This window comes from Micromonospora sp. CNZ295 (assembly GCF_004217535.1).
Genome location: NZ_SHKZ01000001.1, coordinates 581,549 through 604,438, shown reverse-complemented (window position 1 = coordinate 604,438; position 22,890 = coordinate 581,549). Strand labels below are relative to the sequence as shown.

General features: G+C 74.0%; 27 protein-coding genes and 1 pseudogene. 18 read left to right on the top strand and 10 right to left on the bottom strand.

Annotated elements, in window-relative coordinates; translation table 11 throughout:
- Positions 1–59: 59 nt before the first annotated feature.
- Both EV376_RS02840 and EV376_RS02835 read left to right on the top strand, forming a co-directional pair.
- A complete protein-coding gene (locus tag EV376_RS02840) occupies positions 60–539 on the top strand; it encodes a winged helix-turn-helix domain-containing protein (protein WP_207228017.1) in 480 nt (159 codons plus the stop codon).
- Between the two features lie 43 nt (positions 540–582).
- Positions 583–1,431: a hypothetical protein gene (locus EV376_RS02835; RefSeq protein ID WP_130320594.1), complete on the top strand. Its 849-nt coding sequence runs from the start codon at positions 583–585 to the stop codon at positions 1,429–1,431.
- 39 nt (positions 1,432–1,470) lie between these two features.
- Here EV376_RS02835 and EV376_RS02830 read toward each other — a convergent pair whose 3' ends face one another.
- From EV376_RS02830 to EV376_RS02820, 3 genes are read right to left on the bottom strand one after another with little or no spacing between them, the layout of a single operon-like run.
- Positions 1,471–3,528 carry a glycogen debranching N-terminal domain-containing protein gene (locus EV376_RS02830; RefSeq protein ID WP_130320593.1) on the bottom strand — a complete coding sequence of 686 codons (2,058 nt, stop codon included), beginning with the start codon at positions 3,526–3,528 and terminating at the stop codon, positions 1,471–1,473.
- Positions 3,525–3,905 (bottom strand): hypothetical protein, encoded by a 381-nt coding sequence (locus tag EV376_RS02825; RefSeq protein WP_130320592.1) that lies wholly within the window; start codon positions 3,903–3,905, stop codon positions 3,525–3,527. The genes EV376_RS02830 and EV376_RS02825 overlap by 4 nt, the downstream gene beginning before the upstream one ends.
- Positions 3,906–3,951: 46 nt before the next feature.
- Positions 3,952–4,326 (bottom strand): DsrE family protein, encoded by a 375-nt coding sequence (locus EV376_RS02820; RefSeq protein ID WP_130328499.1) that lies wholly within the window; start codon positions 4,324–4,326, stop codon positions 3,952–3,954.
- 13 nt (positions 4,327–4,339) lie between these two features.
- Here EV376_RS02820 and mtfM point away from each other — a divergent pair, with 13 nt between their 5' ends.
- Both mtfM and EV376_RS02815 read left to right on the top strand, forming a co-directional pair.
- Positions 4,340–4,444, top strand: a complete 105-nt coding sequence (gene mtfM, locus EV376_RS30665) for a small membrane protein MtfM (RefSeq protein WP_486482499.1) — start codon at positions 4,340–4,342, stop codon at positions 4,442–4,444.
- A 31-nt stretch (positions 4,445–4,475) separates the two neighbouring features.
- Positions 4,476–5,066, top strand: coding sequence for a heme-binding beta-barrel domain-containing protein (locus tag EV376_RS02815; protein ID WP_130320591.1), 591 nt, complete (start codon positions 4,476–4,478; stop codon positions 5,064–5,066).
- Positions 5,067–5,068: 2 nt separating this feature from the next.
- On the opposite strand, the gene EV376_RS02810 is transcribed toward EV376_RS02815, so the two are convergent.
- Positions 5,069–5,935, bottom strand: a complete 867-nt coding sequence (locus EV376_RS02810) for an aminotransferase class IV (RefSeq protein ID WP_130320590.1) — start codon at positions 5,933–5,935, stop codon at positions 5,069–5,071.
- 100 nt (positions 5,936–6,035) lie between these two features.
- Here EV376_RS02810 and EV376_RS02805 point away from each other — a divergent pair, with 100 nt between their 5' ends.
- The 4 genes from EV376_RS02805 to EV376_RS02790 all read left to right on the top strand — a co-directional run bounded on the left by EV376_RS02805 (position 6,036) and on the right by EV376_RS02790 (position 9,580).
- On the top strand, positions 6,036–6,467 hold the full coding sequence (locus EV376_RS02805; protein ID WP_130320589.1) for a Fur family transcriptional regulator: 432 nt from the start codon (positions 6,036–6,038) through the stop codon (positions 6,465–6,467).
- The gene (ygfZ, locus tag EV376_RS02800) at positions 6,464–7,573 is read left to right on the top strand and encodes a CAF17-like 4Fe-4S cluster assembly/insertion protein YgfZ (RefSeq protein ID WP_130320588.1); all 1,110 of its coding nucleotides are present in this window, start codon (positions 6,464–6,466) and stop codon (positions 7,571–7,573) included. Before EV376_RS02805 ends, ygfZ begins: the two co-directional genes overlap by 4 nt.
- A 111-nt stretch (positions 7,574–7,684) precedes the next feature.
- Entirely contained in the window at positions 7,685–8,527 is an 843-nt protein-coding gene (locus EV376_RS02795) for a beta-keto acid cleavage family enzyme (RefSeq protein ID WP_130320587.1), read from the top strand.
- A 93-nt stretch (positions 8,528–8,620) separates the two neighbouring features.
- Entirely contained in the window at positions 8,621–9,580 is a 960-nt protein-coding gene (locus EV376_RS02790) for an asparaginase (RefSeq protein WP_130320586.1), read from the top strand.
- A gap of 94 nt (positions 9,581–9,674) precedes the next feature.
- Here EV376_RS02790 and EV376_RS02785 read toward each other — a convergent pair whose 3' ends face one another.
- Positions 9,675–10,472: an alpha/beta fold hydrolase gene (locus EV376_RS02785; protein ID WP_130320585.1), complete on the bottom strand. Its 798-nt coding sequence runs from the start codon at positions 10,470–10,472 to the stop codon at positions 9,675–9,677.
- A 113-nt stretch (positions 10,473–10,585) separates the two neighbouring features.
- On the opposite strand from EV376_RS02785, the gene EV376_RS02780 reads away from it, so the two are divergent.
- The 8 genes and pseudogenes from EV376_RS02780 to EV376_RS02750 all read left to right on the top strand — a co-directional run bounded on the left by EV376_RS02780 (position 10,586) and on the right by EV376_RS02750 (position 16,681).
- Positions 10,586–11,176, top strand: a complete 591-nt coding sequence (locus EV376_RS02780) for a helix-turn-helix domain-containing protein (RefSeq protein WP_130320584.1) — start codon at positions 10,586–10,588, stop codon at positions 11,174–11,176.
- On the top strand, positions 11,173–11,916 hold the full coding sequence (locus EV376_RS02775) for a hypothetical protein (RefSeq protein ID WP_130320583.1): 744 nt from the start codon (positions 11,173–11,175) through the stop codon (positions 11,914–11,916). Before EV376_RS02780 ends, EV376_RS02775 begins: the two co-directional genes overlap by 4 nt.
- Positions 11,917–11,988: 72 nt before the next feature.
- The gene (locus EV376_RS02770) at positions 11,989–12,306 is read left to right on the top strand and encodes a DUF2516 family protein (RefSeq protein ID WP_130320582.1); all 318 of its coding nucleotides are present in this window, start codon (positions 11,989–11,991) and stop codon (positions 12,304–12,306) included.
- Positions 12,303–13,190 (top strand): alpha/beta fold hydrolase, encoded by an 888-nt coding sequence (locus tag EV376_RS02765; protein ID WP_130320581.1) that lies wholly within the window; start codon positions 12,303–12,305, stop codon positions 13,188–13,190. The genes EV376_RS02770 and EV376_RS02765 overlap by 4 nt, the downstream gene beginning before the upstream one ends.
- Before the next feature lie 11 nt (positions 13,191–13,201).
- Positions 13,202–13,939: an alanyl-tRNA editing protein gene (locus EV376_RS02760; RefSeq protein WP_130320580.1), complete on the top strand. Its 738-nt coding sequence runs from the start codon at positions 13,202–13,204 to the stop codon at positions 13,937–13,939.
- Between the two features lie 147 nt (positions 13,940–14,086).
- Positions 14,087–14,692: pseudogene (locus EV376_RS30660) on the top strand (alkaline phosphatase PhoX); the annotation flags it as partial.
- A 68-nt stretch (positions 14,693–14,760) separates the two neighbouring features.
- Positions 14,761–15,564 (top strand): alkaline phosphatase PhoX, encoded by an 804-nt coding sequence (locus tag EV376_RS30655; protein ID WP_486482498.1) that lies wholly within the window; start codon positions 14,761–14,763, stop codon positions 15,562–15,564.
- 196 nt (positions 15,565–15,760) lie between these two features.
- Positions 15,761–16,681, top strand: a complete 921-nt coding sequence (locus tag EV376_RS02750) for an SDR family oxidoreductase (RefSeq protein WP_130320579.1) — start codon at positions 15,761–15,763, stop codon at positions 16,679–16,681.
- On the opposite strand, the gene EV376_RS02745 is transcribed toward EV376_RS02750, so the two are convergent.
- From EV376_RS02745 to EV376_RS02725, 5 genes are read right to left on the bottom strand one after another with little or no spacing between them, the layout of a single operon-like run.
- Positions 16,672–17,658 (bottom strand): helix-turn-helix transcriptional regulator, encoded by a 987-nt coding sequence (locus EV376_RS02745; RefSeq protein ID WP_130320578.1) that lies wholly within the window; start codon positions 17,656–17,658, stop codon positions 16,672–16,674. The two genes, EV376_RS02750 and EV376_RS02745, sit on opposite strands and share 10 nt — an antisense overlap.
- A 10-nt stretch (positions 17,659–17,668) precedes the next feature.
- Complete coding sequence (locus tag EV376_RS02740) at positions 17,669–18,310, bottom strand: response regulator transcription factor (protein WP_130320577.1); 642 nt, start codon at positions 18,308–18,310, stop codon at positions 17,669–17,671.
- Positions 18,307–19,578, bottom strand: a complete 1,272-nt coding sequence (locus EV376_RS02735) for a sensor histidine kinase (protein WP_165437938.1) — start codon at positions 19,576–19,578, stop codon at positions 18,307–18,309. The genes EV376_RS02740 and EV376_RS02735 overlap by 4 nt, the downstream gene beginning before the upstream one ends.
- Positions 19,579–19,589: 11 nt before the next feature.
- Positions 19,590–20,324 (bottom strand): ABC transporter permease, encoded by a 735-nt coding sequence (locus EV376_RS02730; protein ID WP_130320575.1) that lies wholly within the window; start codon positions 20,322–20,324, stop codon positions 19,590–19,592.
- An 11-nt stretch (positions 20,325–20,335) separates the two neighbouring features.
- Positions 20,336–21,244 carry an ABC transporter ATP-binding protein gene (locus EV376_RS02725; RefSeq protein WP_130328498.1) on the bottom strand — a complete coding sequence of 303 codons (909 nt, stop codon included), beginning with the start codon at positions 21,242–21,244 and terminating at the stop codon, positions 20,336–20,338.
- Positions 21,245–21,392: 148 nt separating this feature from the next.
- Between EV376_RS02725 and EV376_RS02720 the strand changes: the two genes are divergently transcribed.
- Both EV376_RS02720 and EV376_RS02715 read left to right on the top strand, forming a co-directional pair.
- A complete protein-coding gene (locus EV376_RS02720; RefSeq protein ID WP_130320574.1) occupies positions 21,393–22,187 on the top strand; it encodes an EI24 domain-containing protein in 795 nt (264 codons plus the stop codon).
- Between the two features lies 1 nt (position 22,188).
- The gene (locus tag EV376_RS02715; protein WP_130320573.1) at positions 22,189–22,704 is read left to right on the top strand and encodes an O-acetyl-ADP-ribose deacetylase; all 516 of its coding nucleotides are present in this window, start codon (positions 22,189–22,191) and stop codon (positions 22,702–22,704) included.
- Positions 22,705–22,890: the final 186 nt, after the last annotated feature.

Below are 22,890 nucleotides of genomic sequence, written 5' to 3'. Positions count from 1 at the left end.
CCCGGGGAGGCAGCGTGTCCGGTGGGGGAGTTCCGATAGTCGTCTGTGTCAGTCCCGACGTGGCGGTGCGCGAGCACGTGCTGCGCCGGCTCGACGGGGTGGGCCCGGTGGTGAGCTGCGCCGACCTCGCCGAGCTGCGGGCGATGCTCTTCCCGGAGCCGCCGCCCGCCGATCCGCCGCCGGCCGACCCGCCGGCCGCCGGCACGCCCGCCGCGCCGGAGGCGCCGGTGCGCTGCGGCGACCTGGTCGTCGACCGGTTCGGTCACCTGGTGACCTGGCGCGGGCGGCCGCTGGCGCTGACCCGTACCGAACGGGAGTTGCTGGCCCGGCTGGTGAGCCCGCCGGTCCGGGTGTGGAGCTACGAGCGGCTCTTCGCCTCGGTCTGGGGCGGCGCCTACCTCGGCGACACGGCGATCCTGCACTCGGCGATGAAGCGGCTCCGGCACAAGCTGCGCCTGCTGTCCGGCGGCCCCCGCGTGCAGACGGTGCGGGGGGTCGGCTACCGGCTCGTCTGCGTGCCGGAGAGCCCGGCCGGGTGAGGGGTCGGGCGGTGCCCGTGCCGGCCCGTGACACGATGGCGCGGTGAACGCCGTCCACCCGGGGTACGCCCCGCCGTCCGGTCCCGACCACCCGCCGGCCCGGCCGCGCGCGCCGCGCTGGCTGCTCGTCGGGACGGCCGTCTGGGCGGTCCTGCTGGCGGCGCTGACCTGGTGGTCGGTGCGCACCGACGAGCCGACCGTGCGCGAGCAGCGCAGCATCGGCCAGGCCGCGCCGGTGGTCGACGGTGCGGTCGGCCGGCTCGTCGCCGCGCTCGACGGCGAGGCGTGGGCGATGACCCCGGCGCGGGCCGAGAAGGGCTGCCGGGTCACCCCGGTCAGCGAGGGCACCGAACTGACCCGGGGGGTCGACGTCCTGGTCGCCGAGGGCGGCGAGCGGGCGGTGCTGGACCGGGTCGCCGACGCGCTGCCGGGGAGCTGGCGGGCCGGGGTGCGGGACGGCGTGGACGGCCCCCTGCTGCGCGCCGACGCCGGTGATTTCGTGCTGGTCGAGGGGGAGGTGTCGGGGCCCGGCCGGATCCGCTTCACGGCCGTGACCGGCTGCCGGCCGACCGATGTGGAGTTCGCCGACCTGGTGATCGGGCATCCTCCCGGCCCGGCCCTGGAGGCCGCGCTGCGGGCGCTGGGCCGCCCGGTGCCCGGCCACGCCGACCGGATCGTGGCGTCCTGCCCGGGCGGCGCGAAGGCGTGGACCCAGCGGGCCGGGACCGGCCCCGGGCCGGTGCCGCTGGACGGGCTCGCCCGGTTGGCCGCCGGCGCCGTCGTCGTCGACACCCCGCAGGTTTACGCCTACCGGCACGGTGCGGACGTGGTGGTCGCCGACGCCACCGGCGATCAGCTTCAGCTGACGGTCTCCACCGGCTGCGCCGGCTGACGACCGCGTCCGTGCCGGCCGGTCCCACGCTCGCGCGGCTCAGTGGCCGCGGGTGGTGTCGTGCGGGGTGCGGCTGCGCCCGAGGGCGTCGACCCGCCCCCAGCGTCCGGGAATGTCGAGCAGCTCCACCCGGCCCATGCCGTCCGGCACGTGCGGGTCGATGATCAGGTGCTCGCCCTGCGGCTCCAGCCCGAGGATGACCCGGAGCAGCAGCAGGGGAGTGCCGGCGGACCAGGCCTGCGGACTGCACGCGGTCGGGTACTCGACCGGGAACTCGGTGAGTCTCCGCTCGTAGCCGGCGAACGCCTCCGGCAGCCGCCCGGCGAAGTACCGGGAGGCGGCCAGCATCGATTCGCAGATCCGTGCGGCCTCCTCCCGGAAGCCGTACTTCCACAGCCCCCAGGCGATGATCGAGTTGTCGAACGGCCACACCGTGCCGACGTGGTACCCGATCGGGTTGTACCGGCCCTGGTCGTCGGCGAGCGTCCGGACCCCCCACCCGGAGAAGAGGCGGGGGCCGAGCAGGTGCTCGGCGAGGTGCCCGGCCCGTGACTCGTCGACGATGCCGCTCCACAGCAGGTGGCCGATGTTCGAGGTGAGGGCGTCGACCTGCCGCCCGTCGGCGTCCAGGGCGAGCGCGTAGTACTCCCGGTCGGGGATCCAGAAGTCCCGGTTGAACCGCATCTTGAGGTCGGCGGCCTCCCGCTCCAGCCGGTCGGCGTACGCCGGGTCGTTCCAGAACGTGCGGGCCAGCCGGGCGCCCCGCAGCTTCGCGTCGTACGCGTACCCCTGCAGCTCGCAGGTGGCCCGGGGGAAGCCCGGCAGCCGCCCGTCCCGGTACGAGACCGCGTCCCAGGAGTCCTTCCAGCACTGGTTGCCCAGCCCGGTCTCCGGATTGCGGGTCTCGTACCAGAGGTAGCCGGTTCCGAGCAGGTCCCCGTACGTGTCGATCCAGGTGAGCGCGGCCCGGGCGGCCGCCTCCAGTCGCATGACCAGAGCGCTGTCGCCGGTCCACCGCTCGTACTCGTCGAGCAGGATCACGAAGAGGGGGGTGGCGTCGGCCGAGCCGTAGTACGGGGAATGCGGCTGCTCCTCGAAGCCCGCGGTCTCGCCGTAGCGCAGCTCGTGCAGGATCTTGCCCGGCTCCTCGTCCCGGAAGTCGTCCAGCCGGTACCCCTGCAGGCCCGCGAGGACCAGCATCGTCGACGGGATCAGCTCGGGCAGGAAGGGCACCGCCTGCAGGGAGGTGAGGATGCTGTCCCGCCCGAAGAGCGTCATGAACCAGGGCAGCCCGGCGGCGAGCAGCCGGGCCCCCAGGGTGATCGACTCGTAGCGGAGGGAGGCCAGGTCGTTGAGGCTGCACCGGTACGCCGTGGCGAGCGGCTCACAGTCGCAGCCGAGCTTCGGTGCCCGCGAGACGAAGGCGTGCTGTTCGGCTTCGATGGCGGTCGCGTCCCGGGTGCCGCTGAACGACGGCAGGCTGTGGCGGATGTCCTCGCCGCGGGCGCCGTAGACGACGGTGGACAGGTGCAGCGCGGTGGTCCACTCGCCGTGCGCCGGCACGCGCATCCGGAACCTCATCCCGGACACGTCGATCTCGGCGTGGGCCGTCGTGCGGATGATCGTCTCGCGGTGGAACGCCTCGCGCCGGTAGCTGAGCCGCAGCTCGTTGTCGCCGACCGTGGCGGTGGTGTGGCCACGCTTCTGGCGGACGTTCTTGATCTCGAAGATGTCGGCGAAGTCGGCGCCGATGTCGATCCGGAGATCGAACTCCGCTTCCTCGCCGCCGTGGTTCAGGACGGTCAGCTCCTCGACGATGGCGGCACCGATCGCCCGGCTGCGGATCACCGACACCTCGGCGTCCAGATAGTGCGTCGGTTCGCCGGGTACCAGGAAGAACCGGGTGCGGTACGACAGCGCGTCGTCCACCGACAGCGCGGACAGCCGCTTCCCGTCCAGGGTGAGCAGCCAGGTGGAGAGGAATCTCGTGTCGAACGAGAAGAGTCCGGTGGGGAAGTCCAGCGCCGGCTCGATGTCGCCACGACGGTCACTGACCAGGAAGGTGTTGCCGTCCAGGATGCTGATCAGCGGCCTCACCGCAGCCGTCCGACCTTCTTCCGGGCTACCTCCCGGGGGTCCCGGGTGCCGGGTCGGTTGGGGAAGAAGCGCCGGAAGACCAGGAACAGGACGACCTCGCCGCTGAACGTGCACTCGTTGCGCAGCACCGCGGCCACTCCCTGCGCGTACCCGGTCACCAGCCGGTCGAAGAGGTCCTCGCTGCTGTACCAGATCGCGTCCGCCGGGCCGCGCTGGCGGCTCACCTCGACGACGCCCGGCTCCATGCGGACCCGCCAGTGCTCGGTCCGGTTGCCCCGGGTGAGGTCGATCTGAAGGGTTCCCCGGACCAGGCCGCGCAGGACCTCCGGAGCACGCGACGGCAGTGATTCGAAGAACCGCTCCGTCGCCTCGGTCACACCCGAATCGTAGGCATTGGCCCGAGTCGCCGGGCGGGTTCCGCGCCTAGTAGACGAGTGCGCGGGCGTCCTCGGCCATCGTCTCCTCGACGAAGACCGCCGCGCCGGCGATCCGGACGCCCGGCAGCACGTCGCCGGGGCCGATGTCCCGCCGTGCCGCGCACTGCGTGCAGGCGGTGACCCGGCCCGTCGTCAGGATCACGTGCAGCAGCTCGGCGAGGGGGGCGGAGTGCGGCAGCTCGAACTCCTGCGCGCGCCCGGGCAGCGCGAACCAGGTCGACTCGCCGGTCAACCAGAGCGAGACGTCCACGCCGGCGGCGGCCGCGGTGGCCGCGACGGTGAAGGCCTGTGCGCACCGCTCCGGCGCGTCCGCGCCGGCGGTGGCCTTGACGACGAGGGTACGCGCCATGGGGCCCAGCATAGGATGGTCGCCGATGGTCACCGAGACAGGGTTCGTCAGCCTGCTGGTCGCCGGCCTGGGCGCGCTCGCCGGCGGCCTGGTCTACCTTGCCGTACGCATATCGAGAGGACGTTGGTGAGAGATCTTCCGGGGAAGGGCGGCGGGAGCCGGTGAGCGAGGAGAACCCGCTGCAGCCGCCGTGGCTGAACGCGCCGCCGGTCGACCCGTACCCCTACGAGGAGAGCCACGACCTGCGCGTCGGCCCGAAGCTGCACCCCACGCTGGACGGCCTGCTGCCGTACATCGGGGTCTGGCGTGGCCGGGGCCGGGGCGGCTACCCCACCATCGAGGACTTCGACTTCGCGCAGGAGATCCGGATCAGCCACGACGGCCGGCCGTTCCTGTTCTACGAGTCGCGAGCCTGGCTGCTGGACGAGCAGAGCCGGCCGGTCCGCCCGGCCGGCCGTGAGGTCGGCTGGTGGCGGCCGGTGCTGGTCGACGACCGGGCCACCGACGAGCTGGAAGCGCTGATGACCACGCCGACCGGGGTGATGGAGCTGCACATCGGCAAGCGCACCGGCACCCGGATCGAGTTCGTCACCGACGCCGTGGTGCGTACCGCCACGGCCAAGGAGGTCACCGCCGGGCACCGCCTGTTCGGCATCGTCGAGGGCGCCCTGCTGTACGCGCAGGAGATGGCCGCGGTGGGCCACGGTCTCGCCCCGCACCTGTCCGCCCGGCTGATCCGGGTCGGCGGCTGAGGTCAGCCCCCGTCCCGCCCGGCGGGCGGGACGGGGAAGCCGAGCAGCGCCTGCAGCCGGTCGGTGTACGCCGACCGGCGCCGCTCGACGCCGTCGAGGGCCCGGACCTCCACCAGGCCCCGGATCGACGAGCTGAGCCAGACCGCTTCGGCGGCGTGCAGGTCGGTGGGGGTGGCCATCCGCTCGTCCGCCGACAGCCCGACCTCGCCGGCGTGGGCCAGCAGCCAGGCGACCGTGGTGCCGGGCAGGATGCCGGTGCCGGTGGGCACGGTGTACAGCGTGCCCGCGGTGAGCCACACGACACTGGCGGTCGGCCCCTCCAGCGCGTACCCGTCGGAGGAGACCCAGAGCGCGTCGTCGACGCCGGCCCGGGCGGCCCACCGGCGGGCGGCCGTGCTCACCGCGTACGACGTGGACTTGATGCCCGCGGGCAGCCAGTCCAGACCGGAGCGGGCACCGGCCGGGACGCCCAGCGGCAGCGTGGCCACGGTGATCCCGTCCCGGCGGGCGGCCCGGGCCGACGCGGGCACCGCGGCCAGCGTGGCGTAGACGGTGGGTGGCCCGCCGCCCTCCGGCCCCCGGGTGCAGACCAGCCGCAGCGCCCCCTCGACGTCGGCGGGCCACCCGTCGCAGACCTCGTCGAGCAGCGCGACCAGGGTCTCGACCGGGGGCAGCGCCAGTTCCACCGCCTTGGCGGACCGGGACATGCGCTCCAGGTGCGCCTCCCGCAGCCAGGGCCGGCCGGCCCGCAGGTGCATCGTCTCGAAGAGGCCGTCGCCACGCAGGACGCCCAGATCGTCGCCCCGCAGAACGGGCTCCGCGGCCGGCACGCGGCCCCGCCCGAGCACTCCGATCCTCGCCGCCACCATGACCGCCGAGCATAGGGCCCGCGCCGCTGTCGCGGACCGCACCCGGTGTCGGCACCGGCCGGTGCGGCGGGGCCGACCGGCGGGAGCGAACTATGATCGGATGGTGTCCGAATCCTCCCTCGCGGAACTGCTCCGGGCCCGTGGGCTGCGGCTGACGCCGCAGCGGCAGCTCGTCCTCCAGGCTGTGCTGGACCTGGGCCATGCCACGCCGGAGCAGGTCCACACGGCCGTCCGGGAGGTGGCCGCGGGAGTCAACATCACCACCATCTACCGCACGCTGGAGCTGCTGGAACGGCTCGGCCTGGTGACCCACACCCACCTCTCGCACGGCTCGCCGACCTACCACGCGGCCGGCGAGGACCAGCACGTGCACCTGGTCTGCCGGGAGTGCGGCGCGATCGACGAGATCGATCCGAGCCTGCTGCGCCCGCTGGCCGACCAGCTCGCCGCGCAGCGCGGGTTCCGGGTGGACATCGGCCACGTCTCCCTCTTCGGCGTCTGCGGCCGCTGCGGGAACGGGGACCAGGAATGATCGACATCGCGGGCGCGGTGACCGTCGAGAGCATCGACGAGGCCAGTCGGGACCAGCCGGAGCCGGCGCACGCCGCGGCCGGTGTGCGGTCGGTGGCGGCGCACTACGGTGATCCGCTGCGCGAGCAGCGCACCCTGGACACGGCGGTCGGCCTGGTCGACCGCTCGCACCGGGGCGTGATCGCGGTGTCCGGCGAGGACCGGGTCGGCTGGCTGCACACGCTCACCAGCCAGCATTTGGCTCAGCTGACCGCCGGGCAGGGCACCGAGCTGCTCGTGCTCTCCCCGCACGGGCACGTCGAGCAGCACGCGATGGTCGCCGAGGACGGCGAGACCACCTGGCTGGACACCGAGCCGGGCGCCACCGAGGGGCTGCTCGCCTACCTGGAGCGGATGCGCTTCTTCAGCAAGGTCGAGCCGCGCGACGTGACGCCGGAGCGGGCCCTGCTCTCGCTGGTCGGGCCGGAGGCGCCGGCCGCGGTGGCGACGCTCGGCGTGTCCGGCCTGGCCGAGCCCGACGTGGTCGAGGTGCCCGGCCCGAAGTTCCGGGCCGGCTCGGTGCCGCCCCGGCCGTCCGCGCTCTACGACGTCCGCCCGCTGCCGGCCGGTGGCTGGGCCCGCCGCGTCCCGCTCGGCGTCGACCTGCTGGTGCCCCGGTCCGCGATGGAGCAGGTGGTCGCCGAGCTGCGGGGCGCCGGGGTGCCGGTCGCCGGGCTCTGGGCGTACGAGGCGGTGCGGGTGGCCGCCCGCCGGCCCCGGGTCGGGGTGGACACCGACCACCGGACCATCCCGGCGGAGGTGGACCTGGTGGCGCCGGCCGTGCACCTGGAGAAGGGCTGTTACCGGGGCCAGGAGACGGTCGCCCGGGTGCACAACATGGGCCGGCCGCCGCGCCGGCTGGTCCTGCTGCACCTGGACGGCGTGACCACCGACCAACCGCCGGCGGTCGGCACGCCGGTGACCCTGGACGGCCGGGCGGTCGGCTTCGTCGGCACCGCCGTGCAGCATCACGAGCTGGGCCAGGTCGCCCTGGCGGTGGTCAAGCGCAACGTCGCCGACGACGCCCGTCTCCTCGTCGGCGAGACCGCCGCCGCGATCGACAGGTAAGGAAGGGCCCCTCTCCAACGCCTCCGGTAGCGGAAGGGTCCCTTCGTAACGCCCCTCGCGCCGGAAGACTTCCGGTCGACCCGTCCCGCTCCGGCCGTCTAGGATCCGGGCATGACGACAGGGACGTTGATCACCGTTGCCCCGACCGGTGCGGAGTCGGCCAAGGCCGAGGTGCCGGCGCTGCCGGTCACGCTCGACGAGCTGCTGCTGACCGCGAAGGAGTGCGAGGCGCTCGGCGCTGCCGTGATCCACGTCCACATCCGTGACGACGAGGCCAGGCCGACCCTGGACCAGGGCCGGCTGCGCGACACCGTGGCGGCGCTGCGCGAGAGCACCGACCTGGTCGTGCAACTCTCCTCGGGCGGCGCGGTGACCGACCCGGAGGCCGATCGGCTCGCGGTGCTGGATGCCGGCCCGGACATGGCCTCCTGCACGATGGGCACGGTCAACTTCGGCGACGACGTCTTCATGAACCGCTGGGAGTTCATCGTCGAGCTGCACAGCCGCATGCAGGAGCGGGGGATCGTCCCCGAGTACGAGATCTTCGACCTCGGCCACCTCACCGCCCTGCAGCGCCTCCTCGGCAGGTACGGCCTGCCGGCCGGCGGGCACGTCCACGTCGACTTCGTCATGGGCGTCCCCGGTGGCATGCCCGGCACCACGGCGACGCTGGTGGCCGCCCAGCAGATGCTGCGCGACCTGCCGGAGGGGACGACGTTCTCGGCGACCGGCATCGGCCGCACCACCATCCCGGTGCTGCTGGCCGCGCTGTCGGCCGGCGGGCACCTGCGGGTCGGCATGGAGGACACGGTGACGTACCGCAAGGGCCAGCCGGTCGAGTCCAACATGCAGCTCGTCGCCCGCGCGGTCGCGGCCGCCCAGCTTGCCCAGCGCCCGCCGCTCACCACCGCCGAGGCCCGGGAGCTGCTCGGCATCCCCGCCGCCCAGCGGTAAGCGGCGTCCGGGCGGACGGCCCGGTACGCCGGGAGGTCGAAGACCTGGTCACCCGTCCGACGGCGGTGATCGGCGGGCGGTACCGTCCACGTCGTGGGAAAGACGTACGAGGGCGGCGCGCCGCTCGCCGAGGTGGTCCGGTCGGGTTTCGTGGAGGGCGCGCACCGCGGGTCGGTGGTGGTGCTCGACGCCGCCGGCACGCCGGTGGCCGCCGCCGGGGACGTGACCTCGCCGGTCTTTCCCCGCTCGTCGAACAAGCCCATGCAGGCGGTCGGCATGATCCGCGCCGGCCTGCCGCTGACCGACCCGGCCGACCTGGCGCTGGTCTCGGCCAGCCACGCGGGGGAGGAGTTCCACCTGGCCCGGGTGGGCGCGCTGCTGGCGCGGGCCGGGCTCGACGAGTCCGCCCTGCACTGCCCGCCCGACCTGCCGGTGGGCGAGGACGCCCGGGCCGTGGTGCTGCGGGCCGGGGGCGGGCCGACCCGTACGCAGATGAACTGCTCCGGCAAGCACAGCGGGATGCTGCTGACGTGCCGGGCGGCCGGCTGGTCGCTGGACGGGTACTGGCGCCCGGAGCACCCGTTGCAGCAGCGCCTGCGGGAGGCGGTCGAGGAGTTCACCGGTGAGCCGGTGGCGGCGACCGGCGTGGACGGCTGCGGCGCCCCGGTGCTGGCCGTCTCGCTGACCGGCCTGGCGACGGCGTACCTGCGGTTGGTGCACGCCGAGCCGGGTTCGCCGGCGCGGACCGTGGCCGACGCGATGCGGGCGTACCCGGAGGTCGTCGGCGGCACGCAGGCCGACGACACACGGTTGATGCGCGGGGTGCCGGGGCTGCTCGCGAAGGTGGGTGCCGAGGGGGTGATCGCGGCGGCGGTCCCCGGGGTGGGCGCGGTGGCTCTGAAGATCGACGACGGTGCCGGTCGGGCCCGGATGCCGGTGCTGGTGTCCGCGCTGCGCCGGCTCGGGGTCACCGGGCCGGTGCTGGAGGAGTTCGCCGAGGTGCCGCTCTTCGGGGGCGGCCTCCCGGTGGGCGCCGTGCGGCCCCTCTGGTGACCCCGCCCCGCGTACGTCGACCAGGAGGTTGACGGCGACGTCGATCGCGAGAACCGCCGTCAACCTCATGATCGACCCGCGGGGCGGGCGGGCCTCAGGGGAGGAAGTCGAGGAGGGCGGTGTTGACCTCGGCCGGGCGTTCCAGGGGGAGCAGGTGACCGGCGTCCGGGATGTCGGGCAGGCGGATCGCCGACGGGGCCTCGGCCGCGATGCGGTCGGCCAGGCGGTTGATGTCCGGCACGTCGGCGGCTCCGGCGGCGACCAGGACCGGCATCCGCAGCTCGCCGAGCCGGCCGATGGCCGGCGGGTCGAGGTCGACGCCGTCCACCGCGCTGAGCGCCTGCTCGGCGGCGAGCGCGCGCAGGTCCAGTTCGTGCGCGAAGGCGATCAGGGCCGGATCGACGTCCTCCGGCCGGCGTCCGGGGCCGACCACCCAGAACCGCACCTCGGCTGCGGCGTTGGCGGCCAGGTCGTCCGGGTCGACCTCGCCGATGAGCCTGTCCCAGAGGGTTTCGAACTCGTCGGACCACTCGTGGCCGGAGACGGCCGCGCCGAGGAGCGCCAGGGCGGTCACCCGGTCCGGGTACGCCAGCGCGGTGTCGACCGCGACGGCGCCGCCGAACGAGCAGCCGACCAGGGCGGCGCTGTCGAGGCCGAGCGCGTCCAGCAGGCCGACCACGTCGTCGTGGTTGGCGAAGCGCTCCGGTGGCAGCTCCGACTCGCCGTAGCCGCGCAGGTCCAGCGCGATCACCCGGTGCCGGGCCGCCAGGGCGTCCAGCTGCTCCCGCCACATCCGCCGGTCGGCGATGCCCGCGTGCAGCAGGACGACCGGCGTTCCGCTGCCCCGGTCGTCGTACGCGAGCCGGGCTCCGTTCACTTTGATCTCAGTCATCCCGCCGCACGCTAGACACCGGACACCAGGGCCGCAACCCGGTTGCTGAGACCTTGCTAACTAGCGCTAGCAGTTTGCTTGCAGCAGTTAGCGGGGCGCGCTAGCGTCGAGGTATGGCCACTGGTAAAGACCTTCCCGACATCGGCGGGTTCATTCGTGACCTGCGCCGGAACGCGAAGATCTCGCTCCGGCAGCTCGCCGAGCAGGCGGGGGTGAGCAACCCGTACCTGAGTCAGATCGAGCGTGGCCTCCGCAAGCCCAGCGCGGAGGTGCTCCAGCAGCTCGCCAGCGCGCTGCGGGTGTCCACACCGGCGATGTACCTGCGTGCCGGCCTGCTCGACGACAAGGAGGGACAGGGCGTCCTGGCGGCGATCGCCGTCGACCCCGACCTCACCATGGCGCAGAAGCAGTCGCTCACCCAGATCTACGAGACGTTCCGCCGGGAGAACGCGCGGCTCGCGGAGGCGACCGCGGCCGCCGCCGGCCCGGCGGAGACCGGCCCGAGCACGCCATCCGGATCGGCCCCGGACCTGGCCAACGTCGCCGCCACCGGCCCGACGACGGCCGAGGGCACGCCGACCGAGGCCGTGCTCGAGTCGGTCGCCGTCACCGAGGCCGGCTCCGCTCCCGCCCCGACCCCCGAGAAGGCCGCCCACCCGGCGACCCCGAAGGCCGCCGACGCGGCCGAAGAGGAGAAGTCATGACCACCCAGCCCAAGACCAGCCGCATCCCGGCTCCCCTCTACGCCGCCGCCGGCGCCGGCGAGCTGGCCTACCAGCAGCTGCGCAAGCTCCCCGCCGTGGTGAGCGAGCTGCGCACCAAGGTCACCGCCGAGAACGGTGTCGAGCTGCGCCAGAAGGCCACCGAGACGCTGCGCACCGCGACCCTCACCGTCGGCGACCTGCGCCAGAAGGCCGCCACCGACCTGGACCTCCAGAAGCTGCGCGAGGCCGCCGACCTCAAGCGTGTCCGCGAGGCCGCCGACCTCAACCGGCTCAAGGAGCTGGCCGACCTGGACAAGCTGCGCGAGGCCGCCGACCTGGACAAGCTCCGTGCGGCCGCCACCCGCAACGCGGCCGTGGTGGTCGCCGGCGCGCACGCCGCGCAGGAGCGGGCGGTCGCCGCGTACGACCGGCTCGTCGCGCACGGTGAGCGGGTCGTCGGCGCCGGCGTGCTGGAGGCCGCCGAGACCGTGAACACCGACATCGAGACGACGGAGGCCGCGCCCGCCGTCGAGGCCGCGCCGGTCGTGACCGAGGTGAAGGCCGAGGCCCCGGACACCGCCGACGTGCCGACCCCGGCCGACGTCGCCGAGGTGGTCGAGGCCAAGCCGGCCGCCGTCAAGAAGCGCGCGCCGCGGGCCACCAAGGCCACCGCCAAGCCGGCCACCCCGTCGGCGAAGCTGCCGCGCACCACGAAGCGGACCCGCCCGGCCGCCGAGTGATCCGCTTGCGCCGGCGACCCCGGGAGGCGTCCTGTCGGACGTATCCGGGGTCGCCGGCATAAGCTTGCCGTCATGGCCATCGCCGCGCCGCTCTTCGCCTTCGCCATCCGCGACGTGATCGAGCTGATCCTGCTCGCCTTCGCGCTGATCGTCCAGGGTGTGGCCCTGGTGCACGCCGTCACCCAGCGCTCCGACGCGTTCCCCGCCATCGGCACCCTTCCGAAGGGCGGCTGGATCGCGATCCTCGCCGTCTGCCTCGTGCTGACCCTGCTCGCCTTCGGCCCGATCAGCATCTTCGGCCTGATCGGCATCGCCGCCGGGCTCATCTACCTGCTCGACGTTCGGGTCGGCCTGCGCGACCTGAGCGACGGCCGCGGATCCTCCTGGTGAGGGGTTTCCGCTGGCCGCCACCGCCGGACGGCGGCCCCCGCACCTGGGGCCCCGGCCCGGGCGCCCCGCGCACCGGCCGGCCGGCCCTGCCCGAGCCGGAGACCGAACTGGTCGCCACACCGCACGGTGTCCACCTGGAACAGTTGGTCACCGGCGCCGGTGAGCCGGTGACCGTGTTCGCGCACGGGCTGGGCAACGGCATCGCCACCACCCGGCCGTTCGGCAGCGGGGTGGCCGGCCGCAAGCTCTTCTTCCAGTTCCGCGGCCACGGCCGCTCGGACGCCCCGCCCGGCCCGTGGAGCTACGCCGACCTCGCCCGGGATCTGCGGGCGGTCGCCGACCTCGGCGGTGCGACCCGCGCGTTCGGCGCGAGCCTCGGCGCGGGCGCGCTGTGCCGGCTGCTCGCCGAGAGCCCGGAGCGGTTCGAGAAGCTGGTCCTCTTCCTGCCGGCGGTGCTGGACCGCCCCCGGGGCGAGGTGGCCCGGGCCCGGCTGACCGCACTGCTCGACGCGGTCGAGAGCGGTGACGCGGCCACCCTCGCGGACGTCGTCCAGGTCGAGCTTCCGCCGGCCGTGCGCAACACCCCGGCCGGCTGGGCGTACCTGCGGCAGCGCCTCGACCAGTTGTTGCGGGACGGGCTCGCGCCGGGGCTGGCCAGCCTGCCGGACTCGGTGCCGCTGAGCGACGCGGCAGCGCTGGCGGCGGTCACCGCGCCGGCCCTGGTGATCGGTTGCGCCGGTGACGACCTGCACCCGGTCGAGGTCGCCGAGCAGCTCGCGGCCGCGCTGCCGCGGGCCACCCTCCAGGTGTACGACCGGCCCGGCGTCCTCTGGACCGAGCGCGCCGACCTGCGGGAGCGCATCTCCGCCTTCCTGAACGAGTAACCTCCGCTGTCATGGGCGTCACACACCACGGCCGTACGCACCGGCTCGACCTCGCCGACCCGACCCTGCGCGAATGGGCGTGCACGGTTCTGCTCGCCGACCCCGAGCGGGGCATCGTCCTCGACCGCTCGGCCTTCTACCCGGGCGGCGGTGGCCAGCCGCCGGACCACGGCGTGCTGCTCTGGCAGGGCGTACAGACCCGGATCGTCGGCACCCGCAAGGGCGACGACCTCTACCTGATCCCCGCCGAGGGCGATCCGCTGCCGCCGGCCGGCACGACGGTCACCGGCGCGGTGGAGGATGAGCGCCGCACCCGGCTGATGCGTACGCACTCCGGCCTGCACGTGCTGTGCGGCGTGGTCTTTCGGGACTTCGGCGCGCTGGTGACCGGCGGTAACATGGAACCGGGCGAGGCCCGGATGGATTTCAACCTCCCCGAGGTGCCGCCCGACTTCAAGACCCGCATCGAGGAGCTGGTCAACGCCGAGGTCGTCGCCGACCGGGCGGTCGCCGTCCGGGTGCTGCCCCGGGCGGAGGCGCTCGCGCTGCCGGACATCATCCGCACCCAGTCCAACCTGATCCCACCGGACGAGGAGGAGGTGCGGATCGTCGACATCGTCGGGCTGGACGTGCAGGCCGACGGCGGCACGCACGTCGCCTCGACCGCCCAGATCGGGAAGGTCCAGGTGGTCAAGGTGGAGAGCAAGGGCCGCGCGAACCGCCGGGTCCGCGTGCGCCTGGCCGACTGACCCGAGGTACGCGGCGGCCACCGACCCGGTTCCGACGTGCGGTGCTGTTGCCGGAAGGTTGCCACGCGGTGAACAGGTGACGAGGATCTCCAATGGATCGGTACCGGTCTCGATGAACGAGGCCCCCGGCGACAAAGGAGTCCCCCGATGCCTGATCTCAACCGGCGTACCCTGCTGCGCGGCGCGGCCGCCGCGGCCGGCGGCGCGGTGCTCGGCGGCCCGTTCCTCGGCTTCGTGGCGCGCGGCGAGGCCGGCGCGGTCGGCCGGCGCCCGGCGCCCCGACCGACCCTCGGGCCCGTGCCCGACCTGCGCGACGGCAAGGTCCGCCTGCACCTGCCCCAGGGTTTCCAGTACCGCTCGTTCCACGACACCGAGTCCCCCGTGGTGCTCGACGACGGCACGCGCCTGCCCGGCCGGCACGACGGCATGGGTGCCTTCCGCGGCCCCGGCGACACGATCCGGCTGATCCGCAACCACGAGGTGAACAACCCGGGCCCCGCGTTCGGTGACGCGTCCGCCGCGTACGACCCGATGGCGCAGGGCGGCACCACCACGATCGAGGTGACCCGGTACGGCGAGGTCCTTCGCTCCTGGACCAGCCTGAACGGGACCATGATGAACTGCTCCGGCGGTGTGATGCCCTGGGGCAGCTGGATCACCTGCGAGGAGACGGTCAACGGCCCGGACGTCGGCCCCGACTTCACCGGCGCGTCCAACGTGTCGCTCACCCAGCCGCACGGCTTCATCTACGAGGTTCCGGTCGACGGCCGGTCGGACCGGACGCCGATCACCGCGGCCGGCCGGTTCGCCCACGCGAGTCGGTGGCCTACGACCCGCGCGGCGGGCACCTGTACCTCACCGAGGACAACTTCGGGTTCCCGTCCGGCTTCTACCGCTACACCCCGCCGAGACACCCGAGGTCGTGCGGGCGGCTGCTGGACGGTGGCCGGCTCCAGATGCTCGCGGTGCGGGGCCGGCGCAACCTGAACCTGGCGACGGCGCAGCGGCGGCACGCGACGTACCCGGTGGTGTGGGTGGACATCGACGAACCGGCGCCGCGGTTCCCGTACACCCCCGGCGAGGTCGCGCCGACGACCAACGACCAGGCGCTGACGTACGTCTCGCGGCAGGGCTGGGAGCGGGGTGCCGCCTACTTCTCCCGGCTGGAGGGGTCGGCGTACGACGACGGGATCGTCTACTTCACCGCCACCCAGGGCGGCGGCCCGGCGGAGACGTCGACCGGCCCGATCGCCGACGGGTACGGCAACGGGCACGGCCAGGTGTGGGCGTACGACTGCCAGGCGCAGCTGCTGCGGCTGGTGTACGAGTCACCCGGGCCGGACGTGCTGGACTTCCCGGACAACGTGACCACCAGCCCGCGCGGCACGCTGGTGGTCTGCGAGGACAACGTGGACGACAACTACCTGCGCGGGCTCACCGCCCGGGGCGAGCTGTTCGACATCGCCCTGAACCGGCTGGTCGGCAGCACCGGCGCGGACCGGTCCGACGACGAGTTCGCCGGCTCCACGTTCAGCCCGGACGGGCACACCCTGTTCGTCAACATCCAGGCGAGCCGGGGCATGACGTTCGCGATCTGGGGTGACTGGCGCCGGATCGGCGTCTGAGTCGTCGCCGGCGCGGGGTGGGGTGGCCGCGCCCCGCCCTGCGCCGGCCGAGCCCGCCGTGCCCGACGCGACCGACCGCCGGCCGTTGCGCCGGAGACCTCGCGGAGCAGCAGGTGCATGCCGGCGAGCATGACGCACGCCACCGGTTCGCAAAACCGGACTTCGGGTGTCAGGTTTTCCTGTCAGGGTCGGACGCATGACGACGAAACCGCTGACAGGAAAGGTCGCGCTGGTCGCCGGGGCGACCCGGGGGGCCGGCCGGCAGATCGCGGTGCAGCTCGGCGCGGCCGGCGCCACGGTCTACGCCACCGGCCGCAGCAGCCGGACCGCCGGCCGCTCGGAGCTGGACCGGCCGGAGACCATCGAGGAGACCGCCGAGCAGGTGACGGCGGCCGGCGGAACCGGGGTCGCCGTACGGGTCGACCACCTGGTCGCCGACGAGGTCCGCGCGCTGGTCGAGCGGATCGACGCCGAGCAGGGGCGGCTCGACGTGCTGGTCAACGACATCTGGGGCGCCGATCCGCTGATCAGCTGGGAGAAGCCGGTCTGGGAGCAGCGGCTCGACGACGGCTTCCGGACCCTGCGGCTGGCGGTGGACACGCACATCATCACCAGCCACTTCGCGCTCCCCCTGCTGATCCGCCGCCCCGGCGGGCTGGTCGTCGAGGTCGGTGACGGCACCAAGGCGTACAACGACACCCACTACCGGCTGTCGGTCTTCTACGACCTGGCGAAGGCGTCGGTGAACCGGCTCGCGTACGTCTGGGGGCACGAGGTGAAGCCGCACGGCGGCACCGCCGTGGCGCTCACGCCGGGCTGGATCCGGTCCGAGGCGATGCTGGAGCACTTCGGGGTCACCGAGCAGAACTGGCGGGACGGCGCCGCCAAGGACCCGCACTTCCTCATCTCGGAGACCCCGGCCTTCGTCGGCCGCGCGGTCGTCGCGCTCGCCGCCGACGAGGACCGGGCCCGCTGGAACCAGGCCTCCGTCTCGGCCGGGGAACTGTCCCAGGTGTACGGGTTCACCGACGTCGACGGCAGCCGGCCGGACGGGTTCCGCTACATCACCGAGGTGGTGGAGACGGGCAAGCCGGCCGACGTCACCGGCTACCGCTGACCGGGCGTGACCCGGTAGACCTCGGCGGACCGCCGGGCGGCGTCGACCATCAGCTCCCGCAGGTCCGGCGGGTCGAGCACCTCCACCTCCGGGCCCAGCGACAGCAGCTGGGAGTACGCGACCTCGACGGACTCGACGGGCAGGCGGGTGACCACCCAGCCCTGCCCGTCAGGCTCGCCGGCGGCGGTGAGCGCCTCGTCGTACACGAAGGGGGCGTCGACGAGGAAGCGGAGCCGGCGCCGGCCGACGGGGCTCAGCCGGACCGTCACCTCGGCCCGGAGCATGCTCCGCAGGAACTCCTCGGCCTGCTCCCGCCAGTACCCGGCCAGGTCGAAGCCGGTGTCCCGGTCGAACGTCCCGGCCCCCGTCTCGACGTGGGTGACCCGGTCCACCCGGTAGGTGCGGAACGCGCCGTCGACCCGGCCGACGAGATACCAGACCCCGCTCTTGAGCACCAGCCCGTACGGCTGCGCCTCCCGTTCGACCTCGCGGTCGCCGCGCCGGTAGCGCAGCCGCACCACCCCGTCCCGCCAGACCGCGCCGGCCAGTTCGCTCAGCCACGGCGGCGGCCCGCTCTCCCGGAACCAGCCCGGCACGTCCAGGTGGAACCGCTGCCCGGTGCGGATCGGCGCGTCGCGCAGGCTCGGCGGGAGCGCGGCGAGCACCTTCAGCTCGGCCGACGCCACCGCGTCGGCCAGCCCCATGTCGCCGGCCGGCCCCGGCAGCCCGGCCAGGAACAGCGCCTCCGCCTCGTCCCGGGTCAGCCCGGTCAGCCGCGTGCGGTAGCCGCCCAGCAGCCGGTAGCCGCCGGCGCGCCCCCGGTCGGCGTAGACCGGCACCCCGGCGGCGGAGAGCGCCAGCACGTCCCGGTAGACGGTGCGCTCGGAGACCTCCAGCTCACGTGCCAGCTCCGCCGCCGTCATCGCCTCCCGCGACTGGAGCAGCAGCACCAACGAGATCAACCGAGCCGCACGCACGCCCTACCGCTCACCGCCCGCCGGGCGTGAGCAGCCCCCGGTCGTACGCGGCGGCCACGGCGGCCGCCCGGTCGTTGACGCCGAGCTTGGCGTACACGTGCAGGAGGTGGGTCTTCACGGTGGCCTCGCTGATGAACAGTCGGGCGGCGGTCTCCCGGTTCGAGGCGCCCTTCGCCACCAGGGTGAGCACCTCCAGCTCGCGCTGGCTCAGCGGATCTTCCGCCGGCCCGCGGAGCCGCCCCATCAGCCGGCCGGCCACGCTCGGCGCCAGCACCGCCTCGCCCCGCGCGGCGGCCCGCACCGCCCGGACCAGCTCGTCACGGGGCGCGTCCTTGAGCAGGTAGCCGGTGGCGCCGGCCTCGATCGCCGGCAGCACGTCGGCGTCCGTGTCGTACGTGGTCAGCACCAGCACCTTCGCCGGGCTGCCCGAGTTGAGCAGCCGGTCGATCGCGGTGACCCCGTCCATACCGGGCATCCGCAGGTCCATCAGGACCACGTCGGGCCGGCTGTGCTCGGCCAGGGCGAGCGCCTCGGCGCCGTCGCGGGCCTCGCCGACCACCTCGAAGCCGGGGTCGCCGGTGAACATGCCGCGCAGGCCGTCGCGGACGACGGGGTGGTCGTCCACGATCAGCAACCGGATCGGGCTGGTCAACCGGCACCTCTGGCGAGCGCCGGCACGGACGCCGACACCGCGGTGCCATTGCCCGGCTCGCTCTCCACGGCCAGCTCGCCGCCGACCCGGGCCACCCGCTGCCGCATCACGGTCAGCCCGTACCCGCCGTCGGCGCGGGCCGCCGCCGGCAGCTCGGTGACGGGGAACCCCACCCCGTCGTCCCGGACGTCCAGAGTCACCACGTCCCCCATGTACGACAGGGTCAGGCCGACCCGGGACGCCTTGGCATGCCGGGCCACGTTGGCCAGCGCCTCCTGGGCGGCCCGCAGCAGGGTCACCTCGACCTCCGGGTGCAGCGGGTGGGCGTCGCCGGTGACGCTGACGTCGGCGCATACCTCGTTGATCGTCGACCAGCGCCGGGTCAGCTCGGCGAGCGCGTCGGGCAGCCGGGCCGTCTCCAGCGCCTCGGGCCGGACCGCCCGCACCGAGCGGCGGGCCTCGGTGAGGCTCTCCCGGGCCAGCGCGACCGCCGTGTCCACGTGCCGCTGCCAGTCGGCCCGCCGGTCCCGGGCCTGCCCGGCGGCCTCCAGCTGGGTGATGATGCCCGTCAGGCCCTGGGCCAGGGTGTCGTGGATCTCCCGGGCCATCCGTTGCCGCTCGTCGGTCACCCCGGCCTCCCGGGCCTGGGTGAGCAGCTGGGCGTGCAGCCCCTCGTTCTCCCGCATCGTCTCGGCCAGCCGGCGGTTCGCCTCGGCCAGCTCCGCGACCAGCCGCTTGCGGTTCGCGTTCTGCCGGTCGGTGATCATGCCGAACCAGCTCACCCCGCCGGCCACGCCCACGTTGAACAGCACGAGCACCGCCCAGAGCAGCCAGTGGCCCGCCGACGACGGCAGGCCACCGCCCTGCGCGGTGCCGATCAGGACGCCCGTGGCGGCCACTCCGGCGAACCGCCACCGGCCGTGCAGAACGAGGAACGCGTGCAGGAACCCCACCCAGGCGAAGAAGCCGTACCAGGGGCTGCTGATCACGAGCAGAGCGGCGAACCCGATCAGGCCGGAGTAGTAGACGCCCATCAGCCGGCGGCGGCCCACCCAGCCGGGATGCAGGTTGACGAACCAGGCGATCCAGGCCGCCGCCAGCCCGGCCAGCACCGGGTCGGGGACCACCGAGAGGCCCACGGGGACCGGCGCGACGGTGGCGAGCAGGGTGCCGACGGCCAGCCCGACGTAGGGCAGCACCCGGTGCAGGCCCGGCTCGCGGGCCTCCCAGGCCGCCAGCCGGTCGACCTGCTCGGCGGTGCTCGCCATCGTCTCCCCGCTCACTCCCAGCGAAACAGCTTCGCCGCCACCCCACCTGCGAGCACGGCGACCACCGCCATTATCGCCAGGTGCAGGGGGCGCGGCGCGTCCGCGGTCCAGGCGTCGAGCAGCGCCTGGACGCCGGGTGGCGTGTAGTCGCCGATCCGGACCAGGAAGTCCGGCAGCAGGAACCGCGGCACGTACACCCCGCCGAAGAACATGACCAGCATGAACAGCGGGACCGCGACGGCCTGCGCGGCCTTGGTCGTGCGGGCCACCGCCGCCACCATCAGCCCCAGCGCGAGCAGCGCCGCCGTGCCGAGGACGAGGGCCAGTGCGAAGCCGAGCGGGTGCCGGGGCAGCGGCACGTCGAAGGCCAGCCGGCCGACCACGATGAGCAGCACGGCGCTGATCAGGATGGTGGCCAGCGAGATGACCAACTGGGCGGCGAGCAGCGCGGCCGGGCTGGCGGGCGTGGTGGCCAGGCGGCGCAGCACGCCACGTTCCCGGTAGGTGGCCAGCACGGTGGGCAGGATGTTCACCGCCGCCATGGCGAGCGTGATCACCAGCAGTGACGGGGCGAAGTACTGGATGAAGGACAGGTCGCCGAAGTCCGGATTCGGCTCCCGCATTGCCGGGATCAGCCCGAACACCGCCAGCAGCAGCAGCGGCAACGCGATGGTGATCAGCGGCGCGGCGAAGTCCCGCAGGTAGAGTCGCGTCTCGATCTTGAGGATCTGCCCGAAGGCGTGCATGTCGGTCTCTCTCAGTCGGCGGGCCGGTGCCCGGTCAGCTCGACGAACGCGTCGTCGAGGGTGGACTGCTCCAGCCGCAGGTCGGCGGCGATGATCTGGTTGCGGGCGAGCACCGAGGTGACCGCGTGCAGCACGTCCCCGGTGCCGGTCACCACCACCTGACCGCCGGTGCGGTGCACGCCGGTCACCTCGGGCAGGTCGGTGAAGAGCCGGTCGTCCACCGGAGCGGACGGCCGGAACCGGATCCGCTGCTCCGGCGCCACCGTCGACACCAGACCCGCCGGGGTGTCCAGCGCGACGACCCGTCCCCGGTCGATCACGGCGATCCGGTCGCAGAGCCGCTCGGCCTCCTCCATGAAGTGGGTGACCAGCACGATCGTCACCCCGCTGGCGCGGATCTGCTCGACGAGCCCCCAGGTGTCCCGCCGGGCCTGCGGGTCGAGCCCGGTGGTCAGCTCGTCGAGGATGGCGATCTCGGGACTGCCGACCAGCGCGAGCGCGATGGACAGCCGCTGTTTCTGGCCGCCGGAGAGCTTCTTGTACGGGGTCCGCCGTTTCTCGCCCAGCCCCAGCTGGTCGATCAGCCGCTCCGGGTCGGCCGGGTCGCGGTAGAACGAGGCGTACAGCTCCAGCGCCTCGCCGACCCGCAGCTGGTCCGGCAGCTGGCTCTCCTGGAGCTGCACCCCGACCCGCTCGCGGAGCTGCGCCGCGTCCCGGCGCGGGTCGAGCCCGAGGACCGACACCCCGCCCCCGTCCGGGACGCGGAGCCCGGCGACACACTCCACCGTCGTGGTCTTCCCCGCGCCGTTCGGGCCCAGGATCCCGAAGATCTCCCCGGCCTCCACCGTGAACGACACGTCGTCCACGGCGACCACGTCGCCGTACCGCTTGTGCAGGTTGGTCACCTCGATGACCGGCATCACGCCGCCTTCCGCCGCCTGTCGTGCGTACCAGTCGAGGATCGCCGCCGGGACGCGGCGGCGGATCGACCGCGCGGTGATCATGGGAGACGGCGCCGGTTGACGCCGGTGATCCACCAACTGGTTGATGCGGACCTACGCTGTGGTCGTGACCGCGCCCCGTGACCTGGCCGCGCCCGTGACCGGTGCCGCCCGCCGTTTCCTCGGCGGCGCCGGCCTGTTCCTGCGCGGCATCGGTCTCTACGTCCGCAGCCCCGGCCTGATGCTGCTCGGCGTCGTGCCGGCGCTGATCTCCGGCGCGCTCTTCGTCGCCGCGTTCGCCACGCTCGTCTACTTCGTGGACGACCTGGCGGCGCTGGTCACGCCGTTCGCCGACGACTGGTCGGCGACCTGGCGCAACCTCGTGCGGGTGGTCGCCGGCCTGGCGGTGCTCGGGCTGGGCGGCCTGCTCACGGTGGTCGCGTTCACCGCGGTCACCCTGGTGATCGGGGACCCGTTCTACGAGAAGATCTCCGAACGGGTCGAGGAGCGCCTCGGCGGCACGCCCAACGCCGTGGAGGTGCCGTTCTGGTCGTCGCTGCGGCGCAGCGTCGCCGACTCGCTGCGGCTGGTGGGGTTGTCGGTGCTGTTCGGCGTGCCCCTCTTCGCGGCCGGCTTCATCCCGGTGGTCGGCCAGACCGTGGTGCCCGTGCTCGGCGCCGCCGTCGGCGGTTGGCTGCTCGCCGTGGAACTGGTCGGCGCGCCGTTCTACCGGCGCGGGCTGCGGCTGCCGGACCGGCGGGCCGCGCTCAAGGCGGACCGGCCGACCGCGCTCGGCTTCGGGACGGCGGTCTTCGTGTGCTTCCTCATCCCGCTCGGCGCGGTGCTGCTGATGCCGGCGGCCGTCGCCGGCGCCGCCCTGCTGGCCCGCCGTACGCTGGGCCAGCCGATCACGGCGGGCTGACGTGGAGATCACCCTGGTCGAGGGCGACCTCACCGCCCAACAGGTGGACGTGCTCGTCAACGCCGCCAACTCGTCGCTGTTGGGCGGCGGGGGAGTGGACGGGGCGATCCACCGGCGCGGTGGTCCGGCGATCCTGGCCGAGTGCCGGGCGCTGCGCGCCGCCAAGTACGGCCGGGGCCTGCCGACCGGGCAGGCGGTCGCGACGACGGCCGGTGACCTGCCGGCCCGGTGGGTCGTGCACACGGTCGGGCCGGTCTGGTCGGCCACCGAGGACCGGTCGGGGCTGCTGCGCGACTGCTACGCGAACAGCCTGCGGGTGGCCGACGAGCTGGGCGCGACGACAGTCGCGTTCCCGCTGATCTCCGCCGGGATCTACGGCTGGCCGGTCGACGACGCGGTCCGGCAGGCGCTGTCGGTGCTGCGGGCGGTCCGGCCGACCAACGTCACCGAGGCGCGACTGGTCCTGTTCGGCGCCGACACGTACGCCGCCGCGCGGCGGGTCGCCGACGAGGGCTGACGGCGCGGGCCGTCCGCACGATTCGCGCTGCGCGCAGGACCGCTGCCCGCAAGATCGCGCTGCGCGCAGGACCGCTGCCCGCAAGATCGCGCTGATTGTGCGAAGTAGTGGCCTCGCCGCGTGTGCGCGTGCGCGCGACCACTACATGTGCCTTCGAGCGCGATCATGGCGGTATTGCCGGCGTCA